The following is a 14,893-nucleotide window of genomic DNA, read 5'->3' as shown; positions in this document are numbered from 1 at the left end:
GGGACGGAGGGCCGCCGTCGATCCGGATGACGCCCTGGTGCAGTGGATCAGGGAACTTGGTCGCACGCCGGACGGGCCGGTCGACGGCATCGACGCTGCCCCGACCTCGGGTCGTCCGGTCGGCATCGCGTTCGAGTCGGCAACCACTGCGGGTGCCAACGGAAGGCGTACGGCACTCGGCTGGCCCGACCGGGACGTCACCCGCAGCCCGAGGTGGCCGGGAACGGCAGGCGGGTTCACGCGTCCGGAGGGCCCGACGCGCCCGCCGTCCCGTCGGGATCCCCGACGCCCGACCGGCACCGCCCGCCCGGAGGTGGCCCCCACCATGCTCGATGCAGAACGACGGCCGGGCGCATCGGCGGCCACGATCACGATCGGTGCCGGCGGTGTGGACGTGGTCGGTCGGAACGACGTCGCCGGTCCGGCAACCGCAGATGGGCACGGCGACTTGAACGCCGGCTGCCGGGGCGACGCGTCCGCCGTGGCGGCGGCCGACTGGTGCGCGATCGCCGATTGCCGCGCCCACGGGCTCGTCGGCCCGACCGACAGAAGGCCGGGTACGCCTCCGCCGGTGCGCATCTCGCGATCGACGACCCGCGTGCTGCCGGTGGTCGGGCTGCTCGGTGGCGGTGTGGGTGCAGTGGTCGGCGGTCCGGTGGCCGCGGTCGCGATGGCCGGGTACGGCACGCTGGCCGTGCGCGCCGCGCTGCGTTGGCGAGTGAACCGGAGCGCCGAGCGGGACCGACGGCGTGGGCTGGACCAGCTGTGCGGCCTCGCGGCGGATCTGCGGGCCGGCCTGCCCATCCCACACGCGCTCGAGGTCGCGGCCGTCGAGAGTGACGGGGCGAGCCGCTTACGCCAGCTGACCTCGGCCGCGGTGCGGTTGGCCGACCGGACCGGCGCGCCGCTGGCGGAGCTTCTGGAGCGGATCGAGGCGGACGCCCGGGCAACAGACCGGGGTATGGCCGCGGCGGCAGCCCAGGCGGCCGGGGCCCGGGCCACGGCCTGGCTGCTGGCGGCCCTGCCGGTTGGCGGCATCGGGTTGGGGTACGGCATCGGCGTCGACCCCATGGCGGTGCTCCTGCACAGCACGGTCGGTGGCGCTAGTGCCGTTGTCGCGGTCGCCCTTCAGGTCGTGGGCCTCCTCTGGGCGGAACGGCTGGGCGCGACACCGGGGCGGGCCGGATGACGGCCCGCGGCCCAGCCGGCCAGCCCAGCGCCGCCGGCCAGCCCAGCGCCGCCGGCCAGCCCAGCGCCGCCGGCCAGCCCAGCGCCGCCGACCAACGCAGCTCGGCGAGCCAACGCAGATGGGCCGGCCAGCGCAGCCCAGCCGGCCGGCCCGGCTCAGCGAGCCAAGCCAGCTCAGCGAGCCAGCCCAGCTCAACCAGGCGACGGCGGCCGGACGCGATCCGGCTCGTGGCAGTGCTGGCCGGGCTCGCCGTCGCCATCGTCGTCGATGGCTGGCTCGGGTTGCTCGGCGCTCTCCCGGCCGCGTTCCTGCTCGATGTCCTGTTGCGGCGGATCGAGTCGCCCGCTGTGCGTAGGCGGCGGCAGCAGGAGGCCACCGACCTCCCGCTCGCCGCCGACCTTCTGGCGGCGGCGATGCGGGCGGGCGCCCCGGTGGATCGCTCGGTGTTGGCCGTCGCCGAGGCACTGGACGGACCGCTCGCCGGCCGGTTGGCCCGTGTTGGCCGCACGCTGCTGCTCGGTGGTGGCCCAGCGGAGGCATGGTCCGCGCTGGACGGCGTACCCGGCGCGGAGCGCCTGACCGCGGCGGCGTTGCGCTCGGCCAACAGTGGAGCCGCCCTGGCCGGTGCACTGACCCGGCTCGCCGACGACCTGCGCGCCGACCGGGCCACCGCTGCCGAGGCATCGGCCCGCCGGGCGGGTGTGCTCATCGTCCTGCCGCTGGGGCTCTGCTTCCTGCCGGCGTTCATTCTCGCCGGCCTTGTGCCGGTGATCGTCGCCGTTCTCGGCGATGTGCTCTGACCCATCGAGAAGGGAAACAGTCATGCGCAAACTCATCGCTCGCCTGCGCGGTGATGCCGGAATGAACACGGCCGAGTACGCCGTGGGCACCCTCGCCGCGGTCGCCTTCGCCGGGATCCTCTTGAAGGTGCTGACCTCCGGCAACGTCCAGTCGGCGCTGACCGCCGTCATCGACCGGGCACTGAAGTGATCGGGCGCCGGCGGGCTGGCCGCGATCCAGGGTCGGGCGTTCCCGAGCTGGCGGCACGCGACGGGCGGAGACTTCGCGTCCTCGTGCGGACCGTTGGCGGGGACCGGGGGTCCTTCACCGCCGAACTGGCGGCCGGCCTGCCGGCGCTGCTCCTGCTCCTGCTGGCCGGCCTGACCGCGGTCAACGCCGTCAGCGCACAGGCGGGCTGCCTGCACGCGGCCCGGGAGGCTGCGCTCGCCGCCGCCCGGGGCGCGGACGGCAGCGCGGAGGGTGGCCGTGCGGCGCCGCCGGGGGCGGCGGTGTCGGTGTCCGTCGACGGCGACCGGGTGCAGGCGACGGTACGGGCACCCGTCCGGACGTTGGGCGGCCGGCTACCGCGAATCACCGTGGTCGCCACCGCCGTCGCCGCCGTCGAACCAGGCGCGCACGAGGGGAGCTGGTAGTGCCACGAAGCGGCGATCCGTCACACCGCGCCGGTCACCCACCGGCTTCCGGAGAGCTCGTTGATGACCGGCCGGACCGGCAGCGAGGTGGAGCGACGGTCCTGCTGCTGGCGATGGGGCTCGTCTTCGTGGTGTTCGGGATGTTCGGCGCCGCCATCGTCGCCGCCGGAATGGCGAGCCAGCGGGCGGCGGTGGCAGCCGACCTCGGCGCGCTGGCCGGGGCAGCCCGGGCGCTCGACGGCGACGCTGCGGCCTGCGCGTCTGCCGCTGACCTCGCCGGTCGCAACGATGGCCGACTGGTCAGCTGTCACCTCGACGGGCTGGACGTGCTGGTGACAGTCCAGGTGGCGTTCACGCCACTACCCGGCCTGACCCGGGTGGCCGCGGCGAGCGCCCGCGCCGGCCCGGTGCGGGGCTGAGCCGCGCGACTGACAGTCGCGGCGGCGTCTCTGCTGACCGCCGCTGCCACCGCTGCCTTGGCGGCGGGCGCGGCCGGAGCAAGCGCGGCCCTGCGGCCTGCCGGCCGGGACTGGTCGAGGTCCAGGTCCCGGCCGGCAGCCGAGGATTGGGTGGCCGCGACGGCGACCGTGGAGGGTCTCCGCGCCGCCCTGGTCCCGGGCCGGGTGTGTCAGCGGGCCTGGAGCGCGTCGAGGGCGACGGCCATCGCGATGACCAGCCGACGGTCGATCTGCGGGTTCTGCACCTCGACGATGTACTTGTCGCGCAGGCCCCACTTCTTGACCACTGTGAAGACCGGCTGGCCGTTCGCGGTGAAATCGAAGTGGTACGGCAGCCAGGACAGCGAGTCGACGAATCGACGCAGCAGTGCCACCGGCATGCTTCGCTCCTGGCCCGTCACCTGCGGCAAGCCGCTCTGCTCGACGTGCCAGGTGGAGCGCAGCAGCGACTGGGCGAAGTCCTTGCGGAACAGGCCGATCGGGTTGCCGGCCGCGTCGGTGACGTCGTACGTGGCGCCGAGGTCGATGCGCTGGCGGGCCTTGAAGCCGAGCAGAGGCTGCTGCTTGGAGTCGTCCGTGTAGATGGTCACCTGCTCCTTGAAGGCGAGCCGCTTCTGCTGCGCGAACGCCAGCAGCTCACCCTCGGTGCCGTTGGGGGAGACCGCCCGGACCTCGTACTGGTTGACCATCATGCGCAGTCGCTGGCGGATGTGGAACTGGTGCTGGCCCTGCAAGTTGTCGAGCTGCATGTGTACTCCTCTGGGTTGGTGCGCCGGAGTCTCGCACAGCCCGACAACCGTCGCGCCCCTGCTGCCCATGATCAGTTGCTGGGTAGCCGTCGAGGTCGCCGGACGACTACCCAGCACGGAGTGATCACTGGTGCCCTAGCAGGATCACTCCGGGAGACCTCAGTGACTGTCGGCGGAGGTCGCGGCCCGCAGCGCCCAGGTGTTGAGGACCTGGTGGATGCCGCGCAGCCGCTCGTTGATCTGTTCCAGCCGTTCCGCCTGGGCCAGGGCGGCCAGTGCCGACCCCAGCGCGATCTGCTGGTCGAGGGTGAGATTGTCCTGGTCGATGGTGTAAAGCAGGTCGACGGTCTCGGCGATGGTGTCGGCCACAGCTTCTCCTCGGGCACGGGGGGCGATCAGCAACATTGGCATCGATGGAAGCGCTCCCACACCATTGTGCCCCGTGCCGTGCCGATTCATGCAAGCCGCTCAATCCGGCAGGTTCGTCAGCACCACGTCGAGCACCCGGATCGCGTCCGGCTTGGAGAGCGGGTTGTTGCCGTTGCCGCATTTCGGTGACTGCACGCAGGACGGGCAGCCGGTCTCGCAGCCGCACTCGGCGATCGCGTCCCGGGTGGCCCGCAGCCACGCCGCCGCCGTCCCGTACGCCCGCTCGGCGAACCCGGCGCCACCCGGATGCCCGTCGTAGACGAAGACGGTCGGCGCCTCGGTGTCCGGGTGCAGCGCGGTGGAGAGCCCACCGATGTCCCACCGGTCGCAGGTCGCCATCAGCGGCAGCAGACCGATCGCGGCGTGTTCGGCGGCGTGCAGCGCACCCGGCACGTCGGCGGGCTGGACCCCGGCGAGGGCCAGCGACTGCGGTGACAGGGTGAACCAGACAGCCACCGTGCGCAGCTCCCGGGTCGGCAGGTCAAGCGGCCGAGTGTCAATCACCTCGCCGGTGGCGATCCGCCGCCGCTGGTACGACACGACCTGGCTGGTCACATCCACCTCGCCGAGGAACATGCCGACCGGCCCGGCGTCCACGTAGGAGCGCACCGACACCACGGACAGGTCGGTGACGTCGCGGGCGTGGGTGGACCAGTCCGGCTCCTCGGCGCGCACCAGCGCGCACCCGTCGGCCAGGTCGAGCTGGTCGACCACGTACGAGACGCCCTGGTGCAGATAGACCGCGCCGGAGTGCAGCAGGAAGTGCGACGAGCCGCCGTCGACAGTGCCGAGCAGCCGGCCGGTCGACGACTCCACCACGGCGACCGGGGCGCCGTCCTCGCCGCGCAGGTCCACCTCGGGCCGCTCCCGGTGCCGCCAGTACCAACCGGTGGGTCGCTGCCGCAGCGCCCCCGCCGCGACCAGCTCGTCGACCGCCTCCTTCGCCCCCTCGCCGAAGAGCACCAGGTCGGCCGGGGTGAGCGGCGCCTCCACCGCGGCGCAGGCGAGCTGTGGTGCCAGCACGTACGGGTTGGCCGGGTCGAGCACAGTCGCCTCCACCGGCGCGCCGAAGATCGCCTCCGGGTGGTGCACCAGGTAGGTGTCCAGGGGGTCGTCCCGGGCCACCAGCACCGCGAGGGCCTCCTGCCCGGAACGCCCGGCGCGGCCCGCCTGCTGCCACAGCGACGCCCGGGTGCCCGGGTAACCGCAGATCAGCACCGCGTCGAGCCCGACCAGGTCGACGCCCAGCTCCAGCGCGTTGGTCGAGGCCAGGCCGAGCAGGTCGCCGGTCAGCAGGGCTCGTTCCAGCTCCCGCCGCTCCTCCCGCAGGTAGCCGCCCCGGTAGGCGGCCACCCGGTCGCCGAGCCCCGGCACGGCGTCGTCCAGCGCTCGACGCGCGTTGGCGGCCACCACCTCGGCACCCTTGCGGGAGCGGACGAACGCGAGGGTGCGTACCCCCTCGGCGACAGTGTCGGCGAGCAGGTCCGCGGTCTCGCGCAGCGCCGACCGACGGACCTGGTGAAGCTCGTCGTGCTCGCCCGTCGCCTGCGGCGGCACCGGGGAAGAGGCCGACGAGTCGGGTGGCAGCAGCGGCGGTTCCCAGAGTGCGAAGGTCACCCCGCCGCGGGGGGAGGCGTCCTCGGTGACCGCTGTCACCGGGAGGCCGGTCAGCCGTCCGGCCGCGGTGGCCGGGTCGCCGGAGGTGGCCGAGGCGAGCACGAACACCGGAGTGGCCCCGAACCGGGCGCACTGCCGGCGCAGCCGACGCAGCACGTGCGCGACGTGCGAGCCGAACACGCCCCGGTAGGTGTGGCACTCGTCGATCACCACGTACGCCAGTCGGCGCAGGAAACCGGACCACTGGGCGTGCCCGGGCAGGATGCCGTGGTGCAGCATGTCCGGGTTGGTCAGCACGAACCGGGAGTGCCGGCGGATCCACTCCCGCTCAGTGCGCGGAGTGTCCCCGTCGTAGCAGGCGGGGCGTACCCCCTCCAACTCCAGCGCGGCGACGGCGCGCAACTGGTCCGCGGCGAGGGCCTTCGTCGGCGCCAGGTAGAGCACTGTGGCCCGGGGGTCGGCGAGCAGTGTGGCCAGGGCCGGGAGTTGGTACGCCAGTGACTTGCCGGACGCGGTGCCGGTGGCGACGACCACGTGCTGGCCCTCGTACGCCAGGTTGGCCGCCTCGGCCTGGTGCTGCCAGGGCGCGATCACGCCGCGCCGGGTGAACGCCGCGCGCAACTCCGCCGGTGCCCACGACGGCCACGGTGCGGGCACCCCGGCGCGGGCCGGCACCCGCTCGACGTGGGTGACCGGGTCGGCGGCCCCCCGGGCGCGTAGCCGGCGCAGCAGGTCGGCCGGCGCTGGCCCGGGGCCGGGACCAGCGGATACGGTGGCCGCGGACGACGACTCCAGGTCGTGGCGCGGCGTGCCGCGCGCGGAACTGAAATCGTTGGAGGTCACGCCCTGCACTCTCGCACTGGTGTTCGGAGATGAAAAGTCGGACACCGGGGTAAGGGGAAGCCTCCGCTGGCGTTCGCAGGCCGCCCCGGCGGTAGTGGTTAGATGCCCACGAGAGTTTACGGCTCTGGCGAGGAGGACCGATGGAGCTGTCACTGGCGACCCGCACCGTGGGCGAGCACACGGTGCTCGAGGTCGGTGGTGAGGTGGATGTCTACACCGCGCCCCGGCTCCGTGAACGACTCCTCGAACTGATCGACGGTGGCGCCCGTCACGTGGTGGTCGACCTCGGTCGGGTGGATTTCCTCGACTCCACCGGGCTGGGCGTGCTGGTCGGCGCGCTCAAGCGGCTCCGCTCGGCGAGCGGTTCGTTCGCGCTGGTCTGCGACAAGGAGCCGCTGCTCAAGATCTTCCGGATCACCGCGCTGGACCAGGTGTTTCCGCTGCACCCGACGGTCGACGCGGCGATCAGCGCCGACTCGGCGGGCGCCGGCGCGTGATGGCGACAGTCAAGCTTTCGTTCTCGCCCGCTCCGGTGCACGTGCGCACCGCCCGCCTGGTCGGCGTCGCCGTTGCCCGGCGGGCCGGGGTGCGGGAGGACCTGCTGGACGAGGTGCGCCTGGCCATCGGTGAGGCGTGCACGCGCGCGGTGGCCCTGCACCGGCAGTACGGCCTGGCCGACCCGGTGCTGGTGGAGATGTCCGACGGTGGCTCGTACGCCGTGCGGGTGGTGGACCGGGCGCCGATCGAGGCGGGTATCGGTCTGACCGCGCTGCCGCCGGACGAACTGGCCAACGAGTCGCTTACCGATGAGGCGCTGACCACCGGCGTCGGCTTCGCGCTGCTCGCGGGTTTCGTCGAGGACCTGCAGGTGCGCCCGGTCGACGAGGGCATCGGCACCGAGGTACGGATGGTGTGGCCGGTCGGCCGCTGACGAGTTCCGCTGTGTAGGCCGTGTCCCCTGCTGGGGATACGGCCTTCTTTGCATGGATGGGGCCCTATATCAGATTTCGTTTCATAACACAGCGACGAAGATCATCACGACACGGTGCCACCTGGGTGTGACCTCCAACACTGCGGAGGGCTACAGTACCCGGGTTGTCAGCAAGTGACCTATCCCGCAGCCAGCGGGTATGGGTGTTCATCGCTGGTCCGCTGGTGGGTTGGCGCGCGCTTGCGAGTCCGCATCCAGGCGTCGGTCAGTGCGTCTCCACTCACCGGCGCGATTGTTCGGTAACAGGAGGACACAGATGTCCGAGACCTTGGCCGCTGACGGCGGCGGGCTTTCCCTTACCGGAAGCAATGTCACCTACGTCGTCATCGCCGCGGTTGTCGCGCTGGTGGCACTCGGTTTCGCTGCCGCCCTGACAAAGACGGTGCTGGCCGCTGGTAAGGGCACCGAGAAAATGCAGGAGATCTCCGGGGCGGTCCAGGAGGGCGCCTCGGCCTACCTGCTCCGTCAATTCCGCACCCTGGCGATCTTCGTCGTCGTCGCCGTCGTGCTGCTCTTCCTACTTCCGGTGCACGACACCGACGGCAGTGAGCTGGCTGTGAAGATCGGCCGCTCGCTCTTCTTCGTGGTGGGCGCCCTGTTCAGCGCGTTCATCGGCGGCGCCGGCATGTGGTTGGCCACCCGCGCCAACCTGCGCGTGGCCGCCGCCGCGCGAGAGCGAGTAGGCGGCCGCGAGGCCGCCATGAAGATCGCTTTCCGGACCGGCGGCGTCGTCGGCTTCCTCACCGTCGGCCTCGGCCTCTTCGGTGCGGCGCTGGTCGTCCTCGTCTACCGGGGTGACGCGCCCACCGTGCTGGAGGGCTTCGGCTTCGGCGCCGCGCTGCTCGCGATGTTCATGCGGGTCGGCGGCGGCATCTTCACCAAGGCCGCCGACGTCGGCGCCGACCTGGTCGGCAAGGTCGAGCAGGGCATCCCCGAGGATGACCCGCGCAACGCCGCCACCATCGCCGACAACGTGGGCGACAACGTCGGTGACTGCGCCGGCATGGCCGCCGACCTGTTCGAGTCGTACGCGGTCACGCTGGTCGCCGCGCTGATCCTCGGCCGCGCCGCCTTCGGCGAGCAGGGCCTGGTCTTCCCGCTGATCATCTCCACCATCGGCGTCCTGATCGCGATCGTCGGCGTCTTCATCACCCGGCTGCGCGCGTCCGACCGTAACGGCCTGACCGCGATCAACCGGGCCTTCTACCTGTCGGCGGTGCTCTCCGCGGTGCTGGTGGCGATCGCCGCCTATGCGTACCTGCCGGCGACCTTCGGCGAGTTCGACAGTGGCCTCACCGACGCCACCGGCAACCCGCGACTGGTGGCCATCGGCGCGGTCGTGATCGGCATCGTGCTGGCCGCCGCGATCCAGGCGCTGACCGGCTACTTCACCGAAACCAACCGGCGACCGGTGCAGGACATCGGAAAGAGCTCGCAGACCGGTGCGGCGACGGTGATCCTGGCCGGCATCAGCATCGGTCTGGAGTCGGCGGTCTACTCGGCGCTGCTGATCGGTGCCGGCGTCTTCGGCGCCTTCCTGCTCGGCGGCAGCTCCATCACTCTGTCGCTGTTCGCCGTGGCGCTGGCCGGCACCGGCCTGCTCACCACGGTCGGCGTGATCGTCGCGATGGACACCTTCGGGCCGATCTCCGACAACGCCCAGGGCATCGCCGAGATGTCCGGCGACATCGACGAGCACGGCGCTCGCACGCTGACCGAGCTGGACGCGGTCGGCAACACCACCAAGGCGATCACCAAGGGCATCGCGATCGCCACGGCGGTGCTCGCCGCGACAGCGCTGTTCGGCTCGTACACCGACACGCTCAGCAGCGCGTACGCGACGGCTGGCGTGGGCGACGTCGGCAACGAGATCCTCAACGCGCTGAACGTGGCGAACCCGCGCAACCTGGTCGGGCTGATCATCGGCGCGGCGGTGGTCTTCCTCTTCTCCGGGCTGGCCATCAACGCGGTGTCCCGCTCGGCCGGTGCCGTGGTGATGGAGGTCCGCCGGCAGTTCCGTGAGCTGCCCGGCATCATGGACGGCACCCAGCGCCCGGAGTACGGCAAGGTCGTCGACATCTGCACCCGGGACGCGCAGCGCGAGCTGATGACCCCCGGCCTGCTCGCCATCCTGGCGCCGATCGCTGTCGGCTTCGGCCTCGGGCCCGGCGCGCTCGCGGCGTACCTGGCCGGTGCGATCGGTGCCGGCACGCTGATGGCGGTGTTCCTGTCCAACTCCGGTGGGGCCTGGGACAACGCCAAGAAGCTGGTCGAGGACGGCGCGTACGGGGGCAAGGGCTCCGAGGCGCACGCCGCCACTGTCATCGGCGACACCGTCGGCGACCCGTTCAAGGACACCGCCGGCCCGGCGATCAACCCCCTGATCAAGGTGATGAACCTGGTCTCGCTGCTGATCGCGCCCGCCGTGGTGGCCTGGAGCGTCGGTGACGACCGCAACGTCGGCCTGCGGGTCGGCATCGCGCTGGTCGCGACGCTGATCATCGTGGCGTCGGTGGTGTTCAGCAAGCGCAAGGGCATCGCGATGTCCGACTCGGACGCCGATGGCAACACCGGCGCGGGCAGCACGGATCACCGCCCGGAGACGGTCAACGCCTGATCCAGGAACGGCCCGGGGTCCCCGGTCGACGTAGCCCGTCGACCGGGGACCCCGGCCGTCCGGCCCGATGCCACACCTGTCCAAAGGCCGTACGCTGCAACGCATGCGTACGTGCCGGGCGTCTGCCGCCGGAAAGCTCACGGTGGTCCTGGCCACGATCGTCGTCCTGGCCGGCTGCGGCGGGGGTCCCAGCCCGCGGGCCTGGGCGGCCTCGGTCTGCGGCGCCCTCACCCCGTGGCGCTCCGAGATCAACAAGCTGACCAGCAGCACCGACGAGCAGATGACCGCGCAGACCACGCCGGCGCAGGCCAAGGAGAACCTGGTGCGGCTCTTCGACGGGGCGGAGCAGGCCAGCGAGGCCGCACGTCGCAAGGTGGAGAAGGCGGGCATCCCGGAGGCGGAGAACGGCGAGGCCATCTCCGCTGGTTTCCGTAGCTCACTGGGGAAGATGCGGGACGCGTACGGCCGCGCCCGGGACACCATCGACGGCCTGGGCACCGGCGAGCCGACCGTCTTCTACGACGGCGTGCGGGCCGCCGTGGAGACCCTCAACAAGGAGTACGACGCCAGCGCGCTGGACACCAGCAAGCTCAACTCCGAGGAGTTGAAACAGGCATTCGACGAGGTGCCGGAGTGTCGCTGAGCGGGCCCGGTGACACCGGGAAGGCACAGCCGCCCCCGGCGCTGTTTCCCGCGCCCGAGTCCGACACGCCCACTCCCGGGCGACGCCGCGGCGGCGCGCCGCAGAACCGCTCGTCGCAGGAGGGCTCAGTTCAGAACGGCCCGCCCCAGACTGACGACGCGGGCCGGCAACTTGTCTTCTTCGGCGCGGACGCGGCCGAACCGACCGTCGCCGACCTGGCCGGGCTGCTCGCCGGGCCGGGTGAGGTGGTTCGGATGGGCGGCACCGCCCGGCTCTCGGTGCAGGTGGACGCCGCCTGGCGGGTGCACGTGCTCGTCGCCGAGCTGGCGTCGCGTGGGCTGGCGGCGAGCTGGGAGCCGACCGAGGGCGCGCGACACGCCGTTCGGACGTCGTACACCCGGGTCTTGAAGCCGCTCGCGGCCGCCTGGCTGCACGGTACGACGAAACGCCCGCCGGCCGCCTTCCACCTGACCGGCCGGCGGTTGCGGCTGTGGCTCGCCGTCGCCGGGACGCCGGAGCCTCCGGACTGCTTCCTGTTGCGGCTGGGTGCCGACGACAAGGAGTGTTGGGAGCCGATCGGCGTGGCGCTCGCCTCGGCGGGGCTGGCTGGGACGCTGCTCGGCCCGGGTGAGGGCGGCCCGGCGTACCGGATCGCCGGCCGCCGACGTTTGGCACGGCTCGCCGAGCTGGTGGGCGGAGCGCCGAGCGCCGCGCCGGCCGACGCCTGGCCGACCCGCCCTTGAATCGGTCATTCCGCCCAGGTCGGCGCTGCCGTTCGGGTGTCCGGTGCCGGACAGCCGGCGGGTCGATCCGGGCGGAAAACGGGCGGGTCGGGCCTCGGTCATGGGTCCGCCATCGTCACAGTGACCCGCTTCGAGCCCTACCCACGGTGTACGGTGGCGCCGTCCGGCAGTGCCGAGCGCGGCGGGGCGGCGTCGACCGCCGCGTCGAAGCGGTTTGCGGCCCGCGAAACCCGAAACGCGGGCGGCGCGTTACGTTGGACATCCGGACCGCCGGTGCGACGGCGGGGTCGAAAGCGGTCGCTGTCCGGGCGCCGGCAGGCCACGAGCAGGAGTGAGGTCGGGGAGAGACGTGCCGAGCAACGCTGGAACCACCCGTCTGGTCATCGTCGAGTCACCGGCGAAGGCCAAGACGATCTCGGGCTACCTTGGCCCGGGGTACGTCGTGGAGGCCAGCTTCGGTCACGTCCGCGACCTGCCGCGCAACGCCGCCGACGTGCCGGCCAAGTACAAGAAGGAGCCCTGGGCCCGGCTCGGGGTGGACGTCGACAACGGCTTCCAGGCGCTCTACGTCGTCTCTGCCGACCGTAAGCAGCAGATCAGCAAGCTGGTGAAGCTGGCCAAGGAAGTCGACGAGATCTTCCTGGCGACGGATGAGGACCGCGAGGGCGAGGCGATCGCCTGGCACCTGGTCGAGACGCTCAAGCCCAAGGTCCCGGTCAAGCGGATGGTCTTCCACGAGATCACCAAGCCGGCGATCCAGGCGGCGGTGGCCAACCCGCGGGAGATCGACCGCGACCTGGTCGACGCCCAGGAAGCGCGCCGGATCCTCGACCGCCTGTACGGCTACGAGGTCTCCCCGGTGCTGTGGAAGAAGGTCATGCCGCGGCTCTCGGCAGGCCGGGTGCAGTCCGTGGCGACCCGCATCGTGGTCGAGCGGGAACGGCAGCGGATGGCGTTCCGCACCGCCGAATACTGGGACATCCTGGCCACCCTCGCGGTGGCCAACGCCGGCGAGGGCCCGCGTGCGTTCAACGCCACCCTGATCGCCCTGAACGGCGACCGGATCGCCACCGGTAAGGACTTCGAGCCGACCACCGGCCGCGTCCGGGCCGGTGCTGGCGTCGTGCACCTCGACGAGAGTGGTGCCCGGGGTCTCGCGGCCCGGCTCGACGGGCGGCCGTTCACAGTCACCCGGGTCGAGGAGAAGCCCTACCGCCGTCGCCCGTACGCGCCGTTCATCACCTCGACCCTCCAGCAGGAGGCGGCCCGCAAGCTGCGCCTGTCCTCGCAGCAGACGATGCGCACCGCGCAGCGCCTGTACGAGAACGGCTACATCACCTATATGCGTACCGACTCGGTCAACCTGTCGGAGACCGCCATCTCGGCGGCCCGCCGACAGATCGTCGAGCTGTACGGCGAGCGCAGCGTCCCGCCGGAGCCGCGCCGCTACACCGGCAAGGTGAAGAACGCGCAGGAGGCGCACGAGGCGATCCGCCCGGCGGGGGACAACTTCCGTACCCCGGGCGAGGTGGCCAAGGAGCTGTCCGCCGAGGAGTTCAAGCTCTACGAGCTGATCTGGCGGCGCACCATCGCCTCGCAGATGACCGACGCGGTCGGCTCCAGCGTGTCGGTGCGGATCCGGGCGGTCTCCACCTCGCAGGAGGAAGCCGACTTTGGCGCGACCGGCAAGACCATCACCGACCCGGGCTTCCTGCGCGCCTACGTCGAGTCCAGCGACGACGAGAACGCCGAGGCCGAGGACGCCGAGCGCCGGCTGCCCACCCTGGTCAAGGACCAGCCGCTGACCGCCGACGAGCTGGCCGCGCAGGGCCACCACACCCAGCCGCCGTCGCGCTACACAGAAGCGTCGCTGGTCAAGGCCCTGGAAGAGCTGGGCATCGGCCGCCCGTCCACCTACGCGTCGATCATGCAGACGATCCAGGACCGGGGGTACGTCACCAAGCGCGGCCAGGCGATGATCCCGACCTTCCTGGCCTTCGCGGTGATCGGGCTGATGGAGCGGCACTACCCCCGCCTGATCGACTACGACTTCACGGCCACCATGGAGAACGAGCTGGACGAGATCGCCGGCGGTGACCACGCGGCGGTCGACTTCCTCACGGCGTTCTACTTCGGCAGCTCCAACGGCGTCGGCGACCAGGACATCGCCCGTTCCGGCGGGCTCAAGAAGCTGGTCACCGAGAACCTCAGCGACATCGACGCCCGCAGCGTCAACTCCATCCCGCTCTTCACCGACGACGACGGCCGCGAGGTCGTCGTACGGGTCGGCCGCTACGGGCCGTACCTGCAACGGGAGCTGCCCGGCGGTGAGCAGCCGGCACCGGCTGCCGAGGGCGAGGAGGGCGGATCCCAGGGTGACCGGGCGCCGATCCCCGAGGGCCTGGCCCCGGACGAGCTGACCCCGGAGAAGGTGCACGAGCTGTTCCTGGGCGGCAGCGGCGAGCGCAAGCTCGGCGACGACCCGGGCACCGGCGAGCCGATCGTGCTCAAGTCCGGCCGGTTCGGCCCGTACGTGTCCAGCGGCGAGCGGAAGTCGTCGCTGCTGCGTACGCAGACCCCGGACTCGCTGACCCTGGAGGAGGCGCTCAAGCTGCTCAGCCTTCCCCGGCTGATCGGTGTCGCGCCGGACGGCGTCGAGGTCTTCGCCAACAACGGTCGCTACGGCCCGTACGTGAAGCGGGGCGAGGAGTTCCGTTCGCTGGAGTCCGAGGACCAGATGTTCACTGTCGGCCTGGACGAGGCGCTGGCTCTGCTGGCCGCCCCGAAGGCCCGTGGACGGCGAGCCGCGGCACCGCCGTTGCGCGAGATGGGCGTGGACCCGGCGACCGAGAAGCCGTTGGTGATCAAGGACGGCCGTTTCGGTCCGTACGTGACCGACGGGGAGTTCAACGCGTCGCTGCGGCGCGGGCAGACGCCCGAGGCGCTGACCATCGAGGAAGCGTCCGAGATGTTGGCCGAGAAGCGGGCGAAGGGTCCGGCGCCGCGGAAGAAGGCGGCGGCGAAGAAGGCGCCCGCGAAGAAGGCCACGGCCACCAAGAAGACGGCCGCCGCCAGCAAGTCCACTGCCGCGAAGAAGACGACCACGGCCAAGGCGACGGCGGCGAAGAAGGCGCCTGCGAAGAAGGCCGCCCCGCGCAAGGCCGCGACCAGTACCGAGTAA

At 71.9% G+C, this 14,893-nt stretch carries 13 protein-coding genes and 1 pseudogene; 11 read left to right on the top strand and 3 right to left on the bottom strand.

What is annotated here, in order from left to right:
- Positions 1 to 467 precede the first annotated feature (467 nt).
- The 5 genes and pseudogenes from ACIA47_RS08405 to ACIA47_RS08385 form a co-directional block, all read left to right on the top strand.
- Positions 468 to 1,189: pseudogene (locus tag ACIA47_RS08405) on the top strand (hypothetical protein); the annotation flags it as partial.
- Positions 1,190 to 1,407: 218 nt separating this feature from the next.
- Positions 1,408 to 1,989 (top strand): type II secretion system F family protein, encoded by a 582-nt coding sequence (locus tag ACIA47_RS08400; RefSeq protein WP_396707326.1) that lies wholly within the window; start codon positions 1,408 to 1,410, stop codon positions 1,987 to 1,989.
- Positions 1,990 to 2,011: 22 nt separating this feature from the next.
- A complete protein-coding gene (locus tag ACIA47_RS08395) occupies positions 2,012 to 2,179 on the top strand; it encodes a DUF4244 domain-containing protein (RefSeq protein ID WP_081883916.1) in 168 nt (55 codons plus the stop codon).
- Positions 2,180 to 2,262: 83 nt separating this feature from the next.
- A complete protein-coding gene (locus ACIA47_RS08390) occupies positions 2,263 to 2,622 on the top strand; it encodes a TadE family type IV pilus minor pilin (RefSeq protein WP_396706536.1) in 360 nt (119 codons plus the stop codon).
- A complete protein-coding gene (locus tag ACIA47_RS08385) occupies positions 2,622 to 3,041 on the top strand; it encodes an Rv3654c family TadE-like protein (protein ID WP_396706534.1) in 420 nt (139 codons plus the stop codon). The genes ACIA47_RS08390 and ACIA47_RS08385 overlap by 1 nt, the downstream gene beginning before the upstream one ends.
- A 209-nt stretch (positions 3,042 to 3,250) precedes the next feature.
- Here ACIA47_RS08385 and ACIA47_RS08380 read toward each other — a convergent pair whose 3' ends face one another.
- The 3 genes from ACIA47_RS08380 to ACIA47_RS08370 form a co-directional block, all read right to left on the bottom strand.
- Positions 3,251 to 3,829, bottom strand: coding sequence for a hypothetical protein (locus ACIA47_RS08380; RefSeq protein WP_396706532.1), 579 nt, complete (start codon positions 3,827 to 3,829; stop codon positions 3,251 to 3,253).
- A gap of 159 nt (positions 3,830 to 3,988) precedes the next feature.
- On the bottom strand, positions 3,989 to 4,198 hold the full coding sequence (locus ACIA47_RS08375) for a hypothetical protein (protein ID WP_203122407.1): 210 nt from the start codon (positions 4,196 to 4,198) through the stop codon (positions 3,989 to 3,991).
- A 99-nt stretch (positions 4,199 to 4,297) separates the two neighbouring features.
- Positions 4,298 to 6,670 (bottom strand): DEAD/DEAH box helicase, encoded by a 2,373-nt coding sequence (locus ACIA47_RS08370; RefSeq protein WP_396707324.1) that lies wholly within the window; start codon positions 6,668 to 6,670, stop codon positions 4,298 to 4,300.
- Positions 6,671 to 6,858: 188 nt separating this feature from the next.
- On the opposite strand from ACIA47_RS08370, the gene ACIA47_RS08365 reads away from it, so the two are divergent.
- The 6 genes from ACIA47_RS08365 to topA all read left to right on the top strand — a co-directional run bounded on the left by ACIA47_RS08365 (position 6,859) and on the right by topA (position 14,893).
- Entirely contained in the window at positions 6,859 to 7,215 is a 357-nt protein-coding gene (locus ACIA47_RS08365; RefSeq protein WP_091395433.1) for an STAS domain-containing protein, read from the top strand.
- The gene (locus ACIA47_RS08360; RefSeq protein ID WP_030334228.1) at positions 7,212 to 7,649 is read left to right on the top strand and encodes an ATP-binding protein; all 438 of its coding nucleotides are present in this window, start codon (positions 7,212 to 7,214) and stop codon (positions 7,647 to 7,649) included. The genes ACIA47_RS08365 and ACIA47_RS08360 overlap by 4 nt, the downstream gene beginning before the upstream one ends.
- A gap of 316 nt (positions 7,650 to 7,965) precedes the next feature.
- Positions 7,966 to 10,326: a sodium-translocating pyrophosphatase gene (locus tag ACIA47_RS08355; protein ID WP_203122405.1), complete on the top strand. Its 2,361-nt coding sequence runs from the start codon at positions 7,966 to 7,968 to the stop codon at positions 10,324 to 10,326.
- Positions 10,327 to 10,429: 103 nt separating this feature from the next.
- Positions 10,430 to 10,969: a hypothetical protein gene (locus ACIA47_RS08350; RefSeq protein ID WP_112585753.1), complete on the top strand. Its 540-nt coding sequence runs from the start codon at positions 10,430 to 10,432 to the stop codon at positions 10,967 to 10,969.
- Positions 10,960 to 11,712 carry a hypothetical protein gene (locus ACIA47_RS08345; RefSeq protein WP_396706529.1) on the top strand — a complete coding sequence of 251 codons (753 nt, stop codon included), beginning with the start codon at positions 10,960 to 10,962 and terminating at the stop codon, positions 11,710 to 11,712. Before ACIA47_RS08350 ends, ACIA47_RS08345 begins: the two co-directional genes overlap by 10 nt.
- A 349-nt stretch (positions 11,713 to 12,061) precedes the next feature.
- The gene (gene topA, locus ACIA47_RS08340; protein WP_396706527.1) at positions 12,062 to 14,893 is read left to right on the top strand and encodes a type I DNA topoisomerase; all 2,832 of its coding nucleotides are present in this window, start codon (positions 12,062 to 12,064) and stop codon (positions 14,891 to 14,893) included.

Origin of the sequence: Micromonospora sp. NPDC051227 (assembly GCF_044455385.1) — a bacterium.
Taxonomy (GTDB): domain Bacteria; phylum Actinomycetota; class Actinomycetes; order Mycobacteriales; family Micromonosporaceae; genus Micromonospora.
The sequence above is the reverse complement of the archived record's forward strand: the minus strand, read 5'-3'. Positions and strand labels throughout refer to the sequence as shown.

Coding starts and splice junctions, on each gene's coding strand:
- ACIA47_RS08395 (WP_081883916.1), top strand. CDS start 2,012: ATGCGCAAACTCATCGCTCGCCTGCGCGGTGATGCCGGAATGAACACG.
- ACIA47_RS08380 (WP_396706532.1), bottom strand. CDS start 3,829: ATGCAGCTCGACAACTTGCAGGGCCAGCACCAGTTCCACATCCGCCAG.
- ACIA47_RS08365 (WP_091395433.1), top strand. CDS start 6,859: ATGGAGCTGTCACTGGCGACCCGCACCGTGGGCGAGCACACGGTGCTC.
- ACIA47_RS08355 (WP_203122405.1), top strand. CDS start 7,966: ATGTCCGAGACCTTGGCCGCTGACGGCGGCGGGCTTTCCCTTACCGGA.
- ACIA47_RS08350 (WP_112585753.1), top strand. CDS start 10,430: ATGCGTACGTGCCGGGCGTCTGCCGCCGGAAAGCTCACGGTGGTCCTG.